We start from the raw sequence: 17,632 nt of genomic DNA on the forward strand, positions 1-17,632 counted from the left end.
GCTAGATAATGTCTGCATGTTGAGGGTATTTCATCATTCTCCCATCGAGCGGGTGAAATACTTCTCTCATTAATTAATTGTTATCAGTCGCTTTTCAACTATCTTCACTTCACCTGCAGACGAATTCCGTTGGAGTGAGCAACATGTCCCTGTTTGAACATTACCAGCAAAGATATGACTCAACCCTGGAAGAAGAGATGAGCCTTCAGGCTTTCCTGGAGCTATGCAAGCAAGAACCCGGAACCTATGCCAGCGCAGCCGAGCGCGTGCTTGAAGCGATTGGCGAGCCAGAACTTGTCGATACTTCAAGAAACCCGAGACTCAGTAGAATATTTTCCAACAAGTTGATCAAACGGTATCCAGCGTTCAGCGGGTTCTTTGGTATGGAAGAATCCATTGAACAGATTGTTTCTTATTTTCAGTATGCTGCCCAGGGGCTGGAAGAAAAGAAGCAGATTCTCTATCTGCTTGGCCCGGTTGGTGGTGGTAAATCCTCGCTGGCGGAAAAACTGAAAGAACTGATTGAAAAAGTACCCTTCTACGCCATCAAAGGATCGCCAGTGTTTGAATCACCTCTCGGTCTTTTCAACCCGGAGCAGGACGGAGAGCTACTTGCGAAAGAATTCGGTATACCCGACCGCTGTCTGAGATACATTATGTCCCCGTGGGCCGTTAAGCGCCTCGAGGAATACAAAGGTGACATTACTCAGTTCAGGGTCATCAAACTCTATCCTAACCGACTGAAGCAGATTGCCGTTGCCAAAACCGAACCCGGCGATGAAAACAATCAGGATATCTCCAGCCTGGTGGGCAAGGTGGATATACGACAACTGGAAGAATATTCGCAGGATGATCCCGATGCCTATAGTTTCTCGGGGGCACTCTGCAGGGCCAATCAGGGCATTATGGAGTTTGTCGAAATGTTCAAGGCCCCGATCAAGGTACTCCACCCTTTGCTGACAGCCACCCAGGAAGGTAATTACAACAGCACTGAAGGCTTGGGCTCTATTCCCTATGAAGGCATTATTCTCGCTCACTCGAACGAATCGGAGTGGCAAACATTCAGAAACAACAAAACCAATGAAGCTTTTATTGATCGCGTCAACATTATCAAAGTGCCCTATTGCACCCGCATGAGTGAGGAAATCAGAATTTATGAGAAGCTGCTTGAACACAGTTCTCTTAACAAAGCTCCCTGTGCCCCGGATACATTGCGGATGCTTGCTCAGTTCAGTGTCCTTTCCCGGATAGCCGACCCGGAAAATTCCTCTATCTACTCCAAGATGCGGGTCTACGACGGTGAGAATCTCAAAGACACCGATCCTAACGCCAAATCGCTTCAGGAATACAAGGATGCGGCTGGCGTCGACGAAGGGATGGAAGGATTATCGACCCGATTTGCTTTCAAGATACTCTCAAAGGTCTTTAATTTTGACCCTACCGAAATAGCTGCTAACCCGGTTCACCTGTTGTACGTTCTTGAGCAACAGATTGAACAACAACAGTTCCCCGAAGCCATTGAAGAGCGATACATCAGCTTCATCAAGGGGTATCTGACGCCAAGATACGTGGAGTTTCTGGGTAAAGAGATTCAGACAGCGTATCTGGAATCGTACTCAGAGTACGGTCAGAATATTTTTGATCGCTACATCACCTACGCCGATTTCTGGATTCAGGATCAGGAGTTCAGAGATCCTGATACCGGACAGATACTCGACCGGATAGCTCTCAATGATGAGCTGGAAAAAATTGAGAAGCCCGCCGGAATAGCCAACCCGAAAGACTTTCGCAATGAGGTGGTCAATTTTGTGCTCAGAGCCAGGGCTGATATGCAGGGCAAGAATCCCATCTGGCTCAGTTACGAAAAGATGAGATCCGTGATTGAGAAAAAGATGTTCTCCAACACAGAAGACCTGCTGCCTGTCATCTCATTTAATGCAAAGGCTTCCCATGACGATCAGAAGAAACATGCCGACTTTGTGGACCGCATGGTACAGCACGGCTACACCGAAAAGCAGGTCAGACTGCTGTCTGAGTGGTACATCAGGGTCAGGAAGTCCCAGTAACCTGTCTACCGGGTCTTCCGTCGTCTTTTCGAAAAGGAAGTGAAATAGCCATGAATAGCCAGTACCTTTCAACCGGCTCCGAGTGGACCTTTGAGCTACTTGACGCTTATGACAGGGCCATTGGCCAGCTGGCAGAAAAGTTTGAATTGGATACTTACCCAAACCAGATTGAAGTCATAAACTCGGAACAAATGATTGATGCCTACACTTCGTTGGGCATGCCGCTCATGTACCATCACTGGAGTTTTGGTAAAAAATTTCTTACGAATCTTCAAAACTACAGACGTGGTCGAATGGGGCTTGCCTATGAAATTGTCATCAATTCAAACCCCTGCATCGCCTACTTGATGGAGGAAAATTCCATGGCCATGCAGGCTCTGGTGATTGCCCATGCCTGTTACGGTCATAACTCTTTTTTCAAAGGTAACTATCTATTCCGTCAGTGGACCAATGCAGACTCGATTGTCGATTATCTGCTGTTTGCCAGGAACTACATTAATCAGTGCGAGGAAAAATACGGTGTTGACGCTGTTGAAGTGATTCTGGATGCCTGCCATGCGTTGATGAATCAAGGAGTCAATCGATATATGCGCCCTTCCGCCATTTCAGCAGAAATGGAAAAGAACCAGGCGAGGGAGAGAGAAGAATATATTCAGAGAAACATCAATGATCTCTGGCGAACGGTCCCAAGCAAAAAGGAAGACCCTGCCAAAGTGAGAAAACGATTCCCTTCAGAGCCGGAAGAAAACATTCTCTACTTTGTTGAAAAAAATGCACCACTGTTGAAAACCTGGCAACGGGAACTGATTCGAATTGTCCGTAAAATAGCCCAGTATTTTTATCCTCAGCGGCAGACCCAGGTGATGAACGAAGGTTGGGCCAGCTTCTGGCATTACACGCTGATGCATGAACTCTATGCAAAAGGTCTGATCAACGAAGGCTATGTGCTCGAGTTTCTGCATTCTCACAGTAATGTCGTGTTTCAGCCGGATTTTGATGATCCACGTTATTCCGGCATAAACCCTTATACTCTGGGCTTCAATATCTATCGCGACATTCGCCGGATATGCGAAAATCCTACTCAGGAAGACCGGCTATGGTTTCCTGACCTCACGGACAGCGACTGGCTGAAGGCCCTTCATCACGCCATGGCCCAGTACAAGGATGAAAGCTTTATCCTTCAGTTTCTTTCTCCCAAAGTGATGCGGGATATGAAGCTCTTCTGCATTCACGACGACCATTCAAAAGCCTTTCTCGAAGTCAGCGCCATACACGATGAGTCAGGTTACAAAGCACTCAGACAGTCACTGTCCAACCAGTATAATCTGGGTAATCAGGAGCCTAATATTCAGGTTTTTGATGTTGATGTAAGAGGAGACCGCTCCCTGACACTGATTCATTCCATGCATAGGGGTCAGAACCTTCACGCTGATAGCGCCATGGAAATCCTCAAACACCTGCACCTGTTATGGGGATTTGACGTACGACTGAATTCTCTGGACACTAAAGGCGAAGTTCAGCACAGTTACTGCACCTCGGAAATACACGATGCATCCTGAAAAAGCGCATATGATGGCTTTTTCAGGATAGGGTCCATTCCATCAGCTATTGCCATGAATGACGGATGGCCAATGCCTGCTACTGAACAGGCACTGTTTTGTGATGATTTCCGGTCATATGCTGCAAAATACGGTTAACCTGACAGCTGTATCCAAACTCATTATCATACCAGACGTAAAGTACACAGCGGTTGCCATCAACAATGGTGGCCTGACTGTCAACAATGCCCGCATGACGGTTGCCGACAAAATCACTGGATACCACTTCAAAAGAGTTCACATAATCGATCTGCTTCTTCAGATCAGAGTACAGCGCCATCTCACGGAGATAGCTGTTTAGCTCGTCTACAGTGGTGTCCTTAGACAGATTCAGGTTCAGAATGGCCATGGACACGTTGGGTGTTGGCACCCGGATGGCATTACCAGTCAACTTGCCTTGCAACTGCGGCAGTGCCTTCGAAACAGCCTTGGCCGCTCCGGTTTCGGTGATCACCATATTCAAGGCTGCACTGCGACCGCGGCGAGAACCTTTATGGTAGTTGTCAATCAGGTTCTGGTCATTGGTGTAGGAGTGAACGGTTTCGACATGACCGTTCTCAACACCAAACTTGTCACAGATCGCTTTCAGTACCGGAGTGATCGCATTGGTGGTGCAGGAGGCAGCAGAAATGATCTGATCTTCATCATTGATGATGTCATGGTTAACGCCAAACACAACATTTTTCAGGTCGCCCTTGCCAGGCGCTGTCAGCAGAACCCTGCTAGCCCCGGTAGACTGAAGGTGCTGACTCAAACCCTCCTGATCACGCCACACACCAGTATTGTCTACGACGATGGCATTGTTAATACCATAGCTTGTGTAATCGATAGAATCCGGAGAGTTGGCATAGATAAACTTGATAGCTACACCGTTGGCGTAGATGATGTTGCTCTCTTCATCTACGCTGATGGTGCCATTGAAAGAACCGTGCACCGAATCACGTCTCAGCAAACTGGCACGCTTTTGCAGATCGTTTTCAGCTTTCCCCTTCCGAACGACAACCGCTCTCAGGTTCAAACCGGAGCCACCTGCCCGTTCAATAAGAATACGGGCCATGAGGCGACCGATACGACCAAAACCATAGAGGACAACATCTCTGTCATCATGGCCATGGCCATTTTTGCCATCCACCAGTTCGGAAACCTGACTGCGAACGTAATTTTCCAGAGTCTGCTTGCCTTCACTCTTCTCGTAGCCGGATGCAAGCTTGCCAATATCAATGCGGCCCGGAGCCAGGTTCAGCTTGCTCAGCACTTCAATGACGGGGAATGTTTGACGTACACACAAGGCAGAGCCTTCTACCTGGCGAACGTACTTGTGAGATTTGAGGATATCAATTACAGAACGATTGATGATTGAGCGGCCATAGACCGAAGTCACAACGTTATTTTCACGATACAAGCGGCCGATCAATGGAATCATGGATTCGGCTAAGGCTTCACGTTCTCTCCAGTCCTGAAAATGGTCTTTTTCCATGGTTCCAATCCTGTATTTTTTATGTGCTCAAGGCTGTTAATCAGCTCAAGGCTGTTCACTTCTGTCAGACTGCCACTCTCAAGCAACTGGCTGGTTACTTCAGGCGGCACAGGTCACGTTTATATGCCCTTAGGCTTCGGGGCTATTATCCAGAGTTCATCCTCACTTGGCAACAAAGTACAACAAACTTTAACACTTCATTTAATCATTCTTTGTTTGTACGAGGCTGCAAAGACGCTATTGCATGGTATATGCCGTTCTGAACAGCTACAATTGCGGGTTTAGCGTATCCAGAACAAAACACCTTTCATGTCGCAGGCCAATTTGAACTCATCTTCCTTCCAGCTTCCAGAGACTCCGGGGCATAAAACCTTCTGGGGTCAGCTGAGCCAATCAACCAGCTCATTCGCCATAGCCAGTGCCGCCCGGTTAACCCGTCGCCCGCTACTGGTTATTACACCTGACTCCGCTCAGGCAAATGCTCTTGAAGAAGAACTGAGTTTCTTCCTGAAAGATGATCAGTCTACCCGCATCCTGCACTTTCCCGACTGGGAGATATTACCCTACGATGCCTTTTCGCCCCATCAGGACATCATTTCCCAGCGGTTGAAAACCCTGTACCGACTACCCCGCAGCGAAAAGACCCTGTTGATAATATCGGTTTCCACCTTGCTGCACCGTCTGTGTCCCCGTGATTACCTGGAATCCAACTGTCTGGTTTTGAAACGGGGTGAAACCTTTCTTATTGCCGAGAAAAGGCAACAATTGGAACAGGCGGGTTATCGCTGTGTTGATACAGTCTACGAGCATGGCGAGTTCGCTATCCGGGGTTCACTCATGGATATCTTCCCCATGGGATCTGATACCCCCTACCGGATTGACCTGTTTGATGACGAAATCGATACGCTGAGAATCTTTGATCCGGAAAGCCAGCGTTCCATTAATCAAGTTGATCACATAGAACTGCTCCCGGGACATGAATTCCCGATGGACAAGACCTCCAGGGATCGCTTCCGAAGCCTGTTCAGGGAAGCGTTTGACGTGGATCACCGCGAGTGCCCCGTGTACCAGGATATAGGACAGGGGCTGGCAAGCCCGGGTATTGAATACTACCTGCCCCTGTTTTTCGAGCAGACAGCCACCCTGTTTGATCATCTTTCCAGTGAAACAACGATCATTCAATATCAGGGCGTGCAGGAAGCGATAGAGCAATTCTGGCAGGATCTGACAGAACGCTACGAGAACCGGAAAGTCGATCCCAACCGCCCGCTTCTGCCTCCCGTAAAGGTTTTAATGCCTTCTGAAGAAATCAATCGAGCTCTGAAACAATACCCTCGCATTGTGCTGTCAGACCAGATCGTTGATTCTTCTGACGGCTTCAACCTTAATCACCAGCCATTACCTGAGCTCACTCTGAATGCCCGTGCCGATCACCCTTTGCAACCTCTTGAAGATCTGATTGAATCGGGACCAAGGATTCTTCTGGTGGCTGAAAGTGCGGGTCGTCGGGAAGTTCTGCTGGAAATGCTCGCCCAGTCTGACATTCGCCCCAATACTTTCAATAGCTGGTCCACCTTCCTGAGCAGAAAAGAGACGCTGGGTATTACCGAAGGTACGTTAGCGTCAGGCTTTTTTCTCAACGACCTGAATATTGCCCTGATTCCAGAGTCTCTGCTGCTGGGTCAGAGGGTCATGCAGCGCCGTCGGCGAAAAGGAGAGACAGAGACCGACACCGATCAAACCATCCGTAATCTTACCGAGCTGAGAGAAGGTGCTCCAGTGGTGCATATTGATCACGGTGTAGGACGGTATCGTGGTCTTGATACCTTGTCTGTTGATGGTCAGGAGACAGAATTCCTGACTCTGGAATACGCCAGCGAAGCCAAGCTTTATATTCCGGTAGCCTCTCTGCATCTCATTGCCCGTTACACCGGTACAGATGATGAGCATGCTCCGCTGCATCGTCTTGGTAGCGAGCAATGGACCAAGGCACGTCGCAAGGCGGCTGAGAAAGCCAGAGATGCCGCGGCAGAGCTGCTGGATATCTATGCCCGACGAGAAGCCAGAAAGGGTTTTGCCTTTTCGGCACCGGATCAACAATATCATGCATTCTCTGCCGGCTTTCCTTTTGAGGAAACGCCTGATCAGCAGCAGGCTATTGTCAACGTGATAAAAGACATGTCCAAAGGTAAGCCCATGGATCGCCTGGTCTGTGGTGATGTCGGGTTTGGTAAGACCGAAGTGGCCATGAGAGCCGCCTTTCTGGCAGTACAAAGTGGCAAGCAGGTGGCGATTCTTGTACCGACTACCCTGTTGGCTCAACAGCATTATGAAAGCTTTCGTGACCGTTTTGCCGACTGGGCCGTTGAAATCGACGTAGCTTCACGCTTCAAGTCAGCAAAACAGGTTCAGGCACTCAAAGAGAAAGTCACGGAAGGCAAACTGGATATTATTATAGGTACCCACAAACTGATTCAGGGTGATTTCAAGTTCAAGAATCTGGGTCTGTTGATTATTGATGAGGAGCACCGTTTCGGGGTCAGGCACAAGGAAATGCTGAAATCCATGCGTTCCGAAGTCGATATTCTGACCCTGACGGCAACACCTATCCCGCGGACACTCAATATGGCTATGTCGGGTATTCGTGATCTCTCGATTATCGCAACTCCACCCGCACGACGCCTGTCAGTTAAAACCTTTGTTCGACAAAGCGACAAATTACTGGTCAAAGAGGCTATTCTTCGTGAGTTACTGCGCGGTGGTCAGGTCTATTACCTGCACAACGAAGTTTCCAGTATCGATAAGGCTGCTTCTGATCTGCAGGAACTTATTCCTGAGGCGCGTATTGCTGTGGGTCACGGTCAGATGCGTGAAAGAGAGCTGGAGCAGGTCATGTCCGACTTCTATCACAAGCGACATAACATCCTTGTCTGCACCACCATCATAGAGACAGGCATTGATATACCTAATGCCAACACCATTATCATCCACCGTTCGGACAAGTTCGGTCTGGCACAGCTGCACCAGTTGAGAGGACGAGTTGGCCGATCTCATCATCAGGCCTATGCTTATCTGCTGACACCTGCGCCAAAGTCCATGACCAGGGATGCACTGAAAAGACTGGAAGCCATTGCCGAAGCTCAGGACCTGGGAGCTGGATTTATGCTGGCATCCAATGACCTGGAAATTCGGGGAGCAGGAGAATTGCTGGGTGAAGATCAGAGCGGGCAGATTCAGAATGTTGGCTTTACACTTTACACCGAAATGCTTGAAAAAGCGGTGGAAGCGATCCGTAACGGTGAAACACCGGATCTGGACAAACCTCTGCATCAAGGCAGCGATGTGAACCTGCGGCTGCCGGCCTTGCTACCAGAAGACTATATCCATGATGTCCACAACAGGCTGATTCTCTATAAACGAATTGCCGCTGCGAGTAACGGCGAAGACCTGAAAAACCTTCAGGTTGAACTGATTGACCGCTTCGGCCTGTTACCGGACCAGGCCAAAAACCTGTTCCGACAGACCCGTCTCAGGTTAAAAGCTGAAAAAATGGGTATTATTAAAATCGATGCCGGTGCCGGCAGTGCCCGAATTGAATTCAACAGTCAGCCAGCCATCGATCCCGTTGCGATCATTCAGCTAATCCAGTCAGAGCCGCACCTTTACAGACTGGAAGGTAGTAGCGTGTTGAAGTACAGTGGCCCAATGGAAAAAGCCGAAGCGCGATTCAAGCTGCTTGAACAATTACTGGATCGACTGGCCACATAATCGCCCCTGGAAGCAGTCTTAAATTTTCTCGATCTATGATTGCTTCTGCGTCTCTGAGTCTTTAAAACTGTATACGAAACTGCATGATCACACTTTTGAAATCCACCTCTCAGATATCTCAGCGGCGGCGTATAGCAGCCCGCCAGACTGAAGGTCAACGAGGCACAGGATTGAGCGGGGATTTTATGAAAAGCCTTGAGCTAAAAAAAATGAGTGTTAATCACAATGTCGCCTTTTGCAGAATTCAAAGAGCGATCGGTAGTCTGCTTCTGAGTTCGGTCTCGATGATGGCCATGGCGGAAGGTCAAAAGGCAGAGACTCAGTGGTATCAGGCCGACATGATTGTATTTCTGAACGAACAAAGCATGAATAGCAGTGAGAAATGGCCAGAAATAACAACTCACTCTCTACCCGCTAACGCCGTCAAACTGAAATCGTCCGACTCTGTAACAGACACTGGTAACCTAACCAATAGGCTGGGTCAGTCTGAAAAAAAGCCCGAGATAGATCTGGAACGGGATGCCTTTGTCTCCCTACCCTACCCATCACAGTTGTTACAAAAGGAAAGCAGTGCCCTGAGCAGAAATGGCAGCTACCGGATTCTGGAGCAAAAAGCCTGGCTGATGCCAATCAAGGACGGCAAAAGTACGAAGCCTGTCACAATTAGAACTTATACTACACAAAGCAAAAAGCCCGGTATGCTGGAAGGCACCGTTACAGTCAGTTCCAGTCGATATCTGCACGTAAAAGTCAATCTCTGGTACAGTGAATTGGCGTGGGAAGCACTGGCAAAAAACATGGGAGGATCTCAGTCGAACCCAGACTCTCAGAAGAAACCGACCACAGATGGAAAGTTACAACTGGTCAAAACGCCTGACGGCCAAACCATGAAAATTTCCCGAAATTTTCATATGCAGGAAAGTCGCAGAATCACAAACATTGACGAGGTTCAGTACCTGGACAGCCCTGTCATCGGTGTTCTGTTCAAACTGACGCCGTATGAAAAGCCCGACAAACCTTCACTGCCAGAAATGGAATCTGATCAGGATAAAAGCCCGGAGCTGGGTATTTTACCAGGAATCTTCGAACAGGAAGACAGCTGATCCAAAGTAAAAAAGAGCTGTCAGTGGCGCAGCTCTTTTTTCATGATAAAGCTATTCTTGTCCTGGTTTGACTCATAGGTCACCTGGTCCATAAGCTTGTTCACAATATGCAGGCCCCGACCACTGCATAACCAGACTTCCGGCTGCTCCGGATCAACCACCATTTCAGTCTTATTCTGCATGACATCATCGGGAATGCTCTGCCCCCAATCACTGACAGAAATATTCATCGTAGTCTTGTTCATACTGACACATACTTCTACCGGATGACCCGCTTCATTGTCGTAGGCATGTTCAATGGCATTATTGACAATTTCTACCAGACACAACTCTAACCGGTTTATTTCAACAGGAGAAAGCGTTGTCATAGCGCAGACTCCTCTGACCGCCATAGCCACCAGTCTTGTATTGGATAACTGGCTGTCGATTTCCAGCTTCAGCACCTGTGACATGTCAACTCCCTTTAACGGCCTCAGCCACAGAACCATGGAGTTTGAACAATTTATCCATGGACGTAAGATCAAACAGATCTCTCACCGCAGGCTGAGCACAAGCCAGACTGAATGAACCATTACCCGACAATTTCTTGAGACCCGCTACCAGCACACTCAGGCCAGTACTGTCCATGAAACGCACTTCAGCAAGATCGACAACTATGTTGGACCTGCCCTCTTCAATCAAATCAAACACATAGGTTTTAAACACTTCGGCAACGGAAGCGTCAAGACGGGACTCATCAATCCGGACCACCGTAAAGTGGCCTTCCTCGTGGTTTTCAAACGCCATGCCATCCTCCTGGCTTTCAGGGTTTCCATTCCAGTAAAAGGTAAGTTACATCGTCATCGAAACGGTCGAGTTCACTCCAGTCTCTGACATTTTTCTCTACCTGGTCAATAACTGATTTTAAATCATCATTTAAAGTATCTTGCAGACATTGCAGCAATCGGGTTTCACCAAACTGCTCACTCTCAGCGTTTTCACATTCTGTCACGCCATCAGAGTACAGAAACAGACGGTCACCCGGCCGAAACTGCAAAGTGCAGGAGGTGTATTCCATGTCGGGCATCATACCAATAGGCACTCCTCCACCTGCTACAGGTTCTACGTAGGCCTTTTCACGATGAATCCATAAAGGTTTCGGGTGACCCGCCTGAGATAAGGTGACTTGACCTGTGCGACTGTTAATGAGTCCATAGGCAATAGTGAAATAAAGCATTGATTCCGGTGTCACCTGAAACCGCCTGTTCAAAGAGGCCAAAACCTTTTCGGGCGCACGCACTTTATAAAAAGGCTCATGATCCAGTGTTTCTTTGATGATGGAGCCCCTGCCCGATGTTTCTGAAAGAATGTTATTCAGGGTAAATGAGAAGAGCGCAGAGGGAATGCCATGCCCAGCCACGTCCAGTTGATAGAACCCCAAAGTTTCACCGTCTATGGCTTGGTAACCAAACATATCCCCACCCAGGATTTTGCTAGGTTTGAAAAACCAGTCAAAGGCAACATGTTGAATAGTTGTCGGCTGAGCCAGCAGAACTTCCTGAGCTTTGGCGGCTGATTCAAGATCTTTCTCAACGGTCTGAATCGCTTCAATCAATTGCTTGTTCTGTTGTTCAAGCTGCTTCTCAAGTTCAATGATACGAATCCCTGCTTTGAGGCGGGCAGCCAATTCATCAAAATTGACCGGTTTGGCAAGAAAGTCGTCCGCCCCATCATTCATACCTTCGACAACAGCTTCATGATCGGCATTACCAGTGAGCAGAATGAAATAAATATAACGACCAAGATCTGTTTTTCGGGTCTGCCTGAGCAGTTCCAGGCCATCCATCCCGGGCATCATCCAATCGCTGATGATGATTCTGACATCCTGATATTCCTGAAGAATCTCCAGAGCTTTTATGCCATTCTCAGCTTCAAGCACCTGATGCCCTTGTTTTTTCAACACTATGGAGAGCATTAAACGCTGGTCACGGGCATCTTCAACAATAAGAATATTCATCCAGTCCTTATCGGCCTGCTGTTATTTCATCTTAATCAGCGGATCTCCTTATTTGGAGATTTGCTTACTTCCTTTTCAACATTCGCCTCATGAATCACTTTCATTACCGGATAGGCAAACTCTGCCCCTGCTTTTTGTACCGCAGAAGCAATGATCAACATGACACCTTCCTGAACTCTGACAAAGTCAACTCTTCCCTTGGGAATCACATGTACTCTGACTTGACACTCCAGTGATGAATCTCCGTATTTGAGAAAACGCGCATAATAGGGCTCTGAGCAATCCAGCTCAGGATGCTGTAGAAAACCTTCCGTGACCTGATTCATGATGGCTGGAATCTTATCCAGATCCTCATAACGAATACCAAAGTTTTCAACAACCCGTCGGTTACGCATCCTGGATGGGTTTTCCAGGACAATACTGGTGAAGACCGAATTCGGCACAAACACGGGCCTGCGATCAAAATTTCTTATCTGGGTTAACCGCCAACCAATATGTTCTACGTGCCCTTCTATCTGTCGGTCCGGAGAACGAATCCAATCGCCTTCCTTAAAGGGTTTGTCCAGCATCAACATCAAACCGCCAAAAAAGTTTGCCAACCACTCCCGGGCAGCCATACCTACAATCAGGCCACCCACCCCCCCAAAGGTCAGCAGCGCAGAGAGCGAGTAGCCTAACTTTTGCGCCAGAATCATGACTGCCAGAACAATCAGAACGATATGAATAAACCGGGACAGGGTTCTTGCCAGGTCGAGATCTTTATCCTGAACCCCGGAGATTATGGCAATGTTCGGTATTTGCCTGGTGAGTCTCAGGACAATCCAGAGAGGGAGTAATACAGAGGTGACAGTTTCTGAGATCTCCAGCCAGTCATGGCCTTCCTCTTCAGTGTGATCAATAAACCAGTGGGCATAATAAAAAAAACAGATAAGCCAGGGCAGAAGCAGCAGCGGTGGACGAAAAGCCGAGGCCAGACAGGCCCTTATCGATTGATTCTCGGATTGAGCCCATCGGCTGAGGAAAATGTGGCTAAACCAGGAAACGATAAGTGCAGCTAAAGGCGCTGTTAGTAGATGGACGTTATCCCCCTTAAGAAGATCTTCCCAGAACATTGCCTGCTCCTCGTACAAGAAAAACCCAATGGTAAGGGGAATATCGGCTGTCACCCTCCCAGTTATATTTAGACCATTGAAATTATTCTTGAGGGGTAAAATCTGAAAGCATTTTACCCCGCTTGATTTCACTGCATAAACAGAAGAAATTAACTGGCCGTACTCAGAAGGTTAAGCCGGTTTTGCTGGTGCCTGCTCTGAATAACTGAGCCACTCTTCCGGAAGATCAAGCGTTTGGGTCGGGAAGGCAATATCAGCATCATATGAATGGATAATACCCATTATCCTGACCAGAACTTCCTGTTTCACCCTGAGGTACTCTGCCCAGTCTGTGGTGCAGGTAAAGCAATAGATAAAGATATCAAGGCTAGAAGGACCAAAGGCATTAAACGACACAAGAACTATCTTGTCTTTGGCGATTTCATTGTTATCTTGCAGGTACTGACGAATTTCCCCGACGATCGCTTCCACCTGATGGCCGTCCTGATACCTCAGACCGACAGTTTCCTTGATTCTTCTATTTTCCATACGTGAAGGATTCTCAACGGAAATGCTGGCGAAAGTGGCATTGGGAACATAGAGTGGTCGCTTTTCAAATGTCTTGATGCGGGTTTGTCTCCAGCCAATGTATTCCACATAACCTTCAATGTTTTTATCCGGCGAACGAATCCAGTCACCTACGCGGAAGGGTTTATCAAGATAGATCATCAGACCACCAAAAAAATTGGCCAGCATATCCTTGGCAGCGTAACCGACCGCCAAACCACCCACACCACCAAACGCCAAAAGACCTGAAATACTGTAGCCAAGTGACTGTAATATAAAGAGAACACAGGTAATGATGATCACGATTCTGATTAACCTGCCAATGGCTACAACGGTGGTTGGATCATTAGGTTTATTAGAAGTCAGATCAGGATTCAGGAAGTTTCGTTCCAGCTGACGAATGAAACGGATTATGCTCCAACCCACCAGAGTGATGATAATGACATCCCTCAGATTACCCAGTCCGTCCAGCAACACAGCATCCGTAGCCTTGGCAATAACATCGACAGCCCAGGAGAAACCGATGACCCAAATCAGCAGTGTCACAGGGGTTCTGAGCCCCCTGATAACTGCATCATTCCAAGGTGTTAGATGAGTGCGATCATCCCTTGAAAGATGGGCAAACACTCTGGAGGCGATTAGATTGATAACACCTGAAATGAGCACGACAATAACGACCTGGATAACCCATTGAGGAATATCCAGTTCCTTAAGAAAAGGGAGAGAAAAAGACATTATTCGACTTCCGGATAGTAAACAGCACACTTAACAGTGAGCATGATTCTATCCCTATGAGAGAAATCATTCTATCAAGTCTGTATCTTGGAGAGCGGAAAATAACCACCCTATGGAGCACAGAATACAACAGAAAATTGATCTCGTAATGACTGTTCACAGTGATGTGCGAGCTGCACTGCAGAGAGAAGTTTTTGCTGGTTTGCGAAGCCAGAAGCAACTGGAAGAATTTGATGAAAAATTCCCAAGCCCTAAACCTTATTCAATTCTACGGATCTGAATCGCTTAAAGTAAACGACTACGCCCACTGTCACAGCCGCCACCAAAATGCTCACAGCGGCCAGTGTGCCGATTACAACCCCGGTCGTGCCGCCCGCTGACATACTACTGTCGTCAGATTCTACAGGGAATGGGGTGCCGGTAAAGATCACCGACGTCACCAACGACACGGGTACTGTATTGGGGGGCATGGCTTCGCTGGAGGTACTGCTTATGGCTTCGCTGGAGGTACTGCTTATGGCTTCGCTGGAGGTACTGCTTATGGCTTCGCTGGAGGTACTGCTTATGGCTTCGCTGGAGGTACTGCTTATCACTTCACTGAAGGTGCTGCTTATGGCTTCGCTAAAGGTACTGCTTATCGCTTCGTTGAAGGTGTTAACCGAGGTGGCTTTAGGCGTCACAGAGGTACTGCTGACGGCGTTATTTTTTTCTGCCACCTGATAGATCCTGACCTTTCCATCAGCCCCTCCAGCCACCAGCAGGGTTCCGTCGGGGTGGTAGGCCAGGCTTCGTATCCAGCCTGTTGCATCGTCCAGAGTGTACAAAGGCATGGCCGGGTCGGTGCCATTATAGAGTCTGACTTTTCCGTCATGCCCTCCAGCCGCCAGCAGGGTTCCGTCGGGGTGGTAGGCCAGGCTTCGTATCCAGTCTGTTGCATCGTTCAGAGAAAACAGAGGCATGGCCGGGTGGGTGCCATTATAGATTCTGACTTTTCTGTCTTTCCCTCCAGCCGCCAGCAGGGTTCCGTCGGGGTGGTAAGCCAGGCCTCGTATCAAGCCTGTTGCATCGTTCAGAGAAAACAGAGGCATGGCCGGGTGGGTGCCATTATAGATTCTGACTTTTCTGTCATCCGCTCCAGCCGCCAGCAGGGTGCCGTCGGGGTGGTAGGCCAGGCTTTGTACCCAGTCTGTTGCATCGTCCAGGGTGTACAGAGGTATGGCCGGGTGGGTGCCATTATAGATTCTGACTTTGTCATCCTCTCCAGCCGCCAGCAGGGTTCCGTCGGGGTGGTAAGCCAGGATTGCTATCAAGTCTGTTGCATCGTTCAGAGAAAACAGAGGCATGGCCGGGTGAGTGCCATTATAGAGTCTGAGTTTTCCGTCATCCCCTCCAGCCGCCAGCAGGGTGCCGTCGGGGTGGTAGGCCAGGCTTCGTATCCAGTCTGTTGCATCGTTAAGAGTGTTCACCAACAGGGGGCTCTGAGGGTCGGTCATATCAAAGATCAGCACAGGGCCTGTATAACCACATTTGCGATCCCCTGAACCTGAACCTACCCCCACCGCCATGTACCTGCCGTCCTGACGCCAGACAATGCTGAAAGCTCCGTGTGGTGCGCAATGGTTCTTGTTAAGAGTGGGCGGTGTGATGGGTGGCTGATTGGGGTCCAGGGTAAGGGTGTGGATCAGAACCGGGTCGATGGGTACCGACGCAATCGCGGTCGGTGCCGGGCACAAAAGGGAAATAGCCAGAACCGGAAAAAAAGCGTATTTATACAGGCTCATGTAAACAACGCATTATAAAAAGAACCAGATTTTGCGATTAAAGTTAGGATTTCGCGTTCAGTCAAATTTTTCCCATATATAGCGATCTGGAACTATTTTCAACAATACTGGCTTCACCTTTTTCCTGCGATGTCCAGTCGTTCACAGTGTGTTCGAATCCACCGCAAGATAGAAACCGTCATAAGTCAATTGGCCAAGTATTTTGATAATGAGTCCTGCCGCTGTCGGAACACCTGAAAAAGTCACACATGGTGTTATAAAACTGAAAATGTGCTGCTTTTTATCCGACATAGGGTCATAGCTATTTTCAGAGGTTGAGCGATAGTTATGGTGAATAAAGAGAGAAAGGAATGAACATGGACACCAAAGACAACACCCACTGCATATGACGCATTATGAACAATCATTTGAATCGTTCAGAAAGGTAGTCCAGTCTGTCCTTACAACTCAAATATCGATCCAGAGTAACCAGTTCTTCCAAAGCTCGACCGCCGCTGGCCTCAAGTGAAGAAAAATCAGGCGGACAGAAAGAAGACTCTTCAAGCCAGGGCAGAACTTCCCGGACCCCCTTCCTATTGCTGAGTAACAAGAGATCACAACCCGCATTCAAGGCTTTTTCAACCCGGAGAGTATAACTTCCCGCTGAAGCGGCACCTTCCATAGTCAAACAGTCGCTAATAACTACTCCACTAAAACCAATCTGCTCTCTAAGAATATCTTTCAACCAGATTGAAGAAAAACCACAAGGCTGATCATCCACTTCAGAAAAGACAATGTGAGCGGGCATAATCGCTTCTATACCCTGCTCTATCAACGTTTTGAATGGCACCATGTCTTGCTGCCGGATGGCGTTTAGCGAACGGTTGTCCCGAGGCAGGGTCAAGTGAGAGTCTTCGTTGACACTGCCATGGCCTGGAAAATGTTTACCGACACAGGCCATTCCTGATTCATGGACACCGCTGCACCATGCAGTAGCCAGTTTAATGACGTTTTCAGTCTCACTGCCTAACGCACGATCGCCCACTATTTCGGTCAGCCCAAGATTCAAATCCAGTACTGGAGCCAGACTGAGGTCAAGACCGCAGGAAAGAAGCTCTTCTGCCATAAGCCAACCGCAATCTTCAATCAACTCGAGCGCTTTCTGAGGATCGCAATTGAAATATCTGGCGTAATGTTCTGCCGGCGGCAGACGGGTAAAGTCGTTCCTGAAACGCTGCACCCTGCCACCTTCCTGATCGACCATCAGAATCAGATTCTGCCGGATACTTCTGATGTCACTGACCAGGTCACACAACTGTTTGCGATCTTGAAAATTTCTGGCGAAAAACAATACGCCAGCAACGCCAGGATGCAGGAGTAATTCCCGCTCTTCGGGTTGGAGTGTCTGACCTTCAAGGTCAATGATCAGAACACCATTATTTTTCGCATCGTTTTGACCATGCGTATTCAT

The 17,632-nt window shown here is 48.3% G+C and carries 12 protein-coding genes; 4 read left to right on the forward strand and 8 right to left on the reverse strand.

The genetic code is table 11. The features are described from left to right. Nucleotides 1-143: 143 nt before the first annotated feature. A complete protein-coding gene (locus tag KBW69_RS00490; RefSeq protein ID WP_257255233.1) occupies nt 144-2,066 on the forward strand; it encodes a PrkA family serine protein kinase in 1,923 nt (640 codons plus the stop codon). 50 nt (nt 2,067-2,116) lie between these two features. Continuing rightward, on the forward strand, nt 2,117-3,625 hold the full coding sequence (locus KBW69_RS00495; RefSeq protein ID WP_257255234.1) for a SpoVR family protein: 1,509 nt from the start codon (nt 2,117-2,119) through the stop codon (nt 3,623-3,625). Between the two features lie 79 nt (nt 3,626-3,704). Here the strand turns inward: KBW69_RS00495 and KBW69_RS00500 are convergent, their stop codons facing one another. Then, a complete protein-coding gene (locus KBW69_RS00500; RefSeq protein WP_257255235.1) occupies nt 3,705-5,141 on the reverse strand; it encodes a glyceraldehyde-3-phosphate dehydrogenase in 1,437 nt (478 codons plus the stop codon). A 309-nt stretch (nt 5,142-5,450) separates the two neighbouring features. On the opposite strand from KBW69_RS00500, the gene mfd reads away from it, so the two are divergent. Then, nucleotides 5,451-8,909 (forward strand): transcription-repair coupling factor, encoded by a 3,459-nt coding sequence (mfd, locus tag KBW69_RS00505; RefSeq protein ID WP_257255236.1) that lies wholly within the window; start codon nt 5,451-5,453, stop codon nt 8,907-8,909. Nucleotides 8,910-9,094: 185 nt separating this feature from the next. Continuing rightward, nucleotides 9,095-10,012: a peptidoglycan binding protein CsiV gene (locus tag KBW69_RS00510; protein WP_257279520.1), complete on the forward strand. Its 918-nt coding sequence runs from the start codon at nt 9,095-9,097 to the stop codon at nt 10,010-10,012. A 20-nt stretch (nt 10,013-10,032) separates the two neighbouring features. On the opposite strand, the gene KBW69_RS00515 is transcribed toward KBW69_RS00510, so the two are convergent. The 7 genes from KBW69_RS00515 to nagZ form a co-directional block, all read right to left on the reverse strand. Then, nucleotides 10,033-10,464, reverse strand: a complete 432-nt coding sequence (locus tag KBW69_RS00515) for an ATP-binding protein (RefSeq protein WP_257279521.1) — start codon at nt 10,462-10,464, stop codon at nt 10,033-10,035. Nucleotide 10,465: 1 nt separating this feature from the next. Next, nucleotides 10,466-10,798: an STAS domain-containing protein gene (locus tag KBW69_RS00520; RefSeq protein WP_257255239.1), complete on the reverse strand. Its 333-nt coding sequence runs from the start codon at nt 10,796-10,798 to the stop codon at nt 10,466-10,468. A 16-nt stretch (nt 10,799-10,814) separates the two neighbouring features. Continuing rightward, the gene (locus KBW69_RS00525; RefSeq protein WP_257255240.1) at nt 10,815-12,008 is read right to left on the reverse strand and encodes a PP2C family protein-serine/threonine phosphatase; all 1,194 of its coding nucleotides are present in this window, start codon (nt 12,006-12,008) and stop codon (nt 10,815-10,817) included. 35 nt (nt 12,009-12,043) lie between these two features. Next, complete coding sequence (locus KBW69_RS00530; protein ID WP_257255241.1) at nt 12,044-13,120, reverse strand: mechanosensitive ion channel family protein; 1,077 nt, start codon at nt 13,118-13,120, stop codon at nt 12,044-12,046. Nucleotides 13,121-13,291: 171 nt separating this feature from the next. Further along, entirely contained in the window at nt 13,292-14,401 is a 1,110-nt protein-coding gene (locus KBW69_RS00535; RefSeq protein WP_257255242.1) for a mechanosensitive ion channel family protein, read from the reverse strand. 251 nt (nt 14,402-14,652) lie between these two features. Further along, entirely contained in the window at nt 14,653-16,182 is a 1,530-nt protein-coding gene (locus KBW69_RS00540) for a WD40 repeat domain-containing protein (protein WP_257279522.1), read from the reverse strand. 403 nt (nt 16,183-16,585) lie between these two features. Continuing rightward, a complete protein-coding gene (gene nagZ / locus KBW69_RS00545) occupies nt 16,586-17,632 on the reverse strand; it encodes a beta-N-acetylhexosaminidase (RefSeq protein WP_257279523.1) in 1,047 nt (348 codons plus the stop codon).

The organism is Endozoicomonas sp. ISHI1 (genome assembly GCF_024606225.1).
Taxonomy (GTDB): domain Bacteria; phylum Pseudomonadota; class Gammaproteobacteria; order Pseudomonadales; family Endozoicomonadaceae; genus Endozoicomonas_A.

Excerpts from the sequence above, each read along its gene's own strand:
- KBW69_RS00515 (WP_257279521.1), bottom strand. The coding sequence starts at position 10,464 with ATGTCACAGGTGCTGAAGCTGGAAATCGACAGCCAGTTATCCAATACA.
- KBW69_RS00490 (WP_257255233.1), top strand. The coding sequence starts at position 144 with ATGTCCCTGTTTGAACATTACCAGCAAAGATATGACTCAACCCTGGAA.
- KBW69_RS00530 (WP_257255241.1), bottom strand. The coding sequence starts at position 13,120 with ATGTTCTGGGAAGATCTTCTTAAGGGGGATAACGTCCATCTACTAACA.
- KBW69_RS00520 (WP_257255239.1), bottom strand. The coding sequence starts at position 10,798 with ATGGCGTTTGAAAACCACGAGGAAGGCCACTTTACGGTGGTCCGGATT.
- KBW69_RS00540 (WP_257279522.1), bottom strand. The coding sequence starts at position 16,182 with ATGAGCCTGTATAAATACGCTTTTTTTCCGGTTCTGGCTATTTCCCTT.
- KBW69_RS00525 (WP_257255240.1), bottom strand. The coding sequence starts at position 12,008 with ATGAATATTCTTATTGTTGAAGATGCCCGTGACCAGCGTTTAATGCTC.
- KBW69_RS00510 (WP_257279520.1), top strand. The coding sequence starts at position 9,095 with ATGAAAAGCCTTGAGCTAAAAAAAATGAGTGTTAATCACAATGTCGCC.
- mfd (WP_257255236.1), top strand. The coding sequence starts at position 5,451 with ATGTCGCAGGCCAATTTGAACTCATCTTCCTTCCAGCTTCCAGAGACT.
- KBW69_RS00500 (WP_257255235.1), bottom strand. The coding sequence starts at position 5,141 with ATGGAAAAAGACCATTTTCAGGACTGGAGAGAACGTGAAGCCTTAGCC.
- nagZ (WP_257279523.1), bottom strand. The coding sequence starts at position 17,632 with ATGAATACGCATGGTCAAAACGATGCGAAAAATAATGGTGTTCTGATC.
- KBW69_RS00535 (WP_257255242.1), bottom strand. The coding sequence starts at position 14,401 with ATGTCTTTTTCTCTCCCTTTTCTTAAGGAACTGGATATTCCTCAATGG.
- KBW69_RS00495 (WP_257255234.1), top strand. The coding sequence starts at position 2,117 with ATGAATAGCCAGTACCTTTCAACCGGCTCCGAGTGGACCTTTGAGCTA.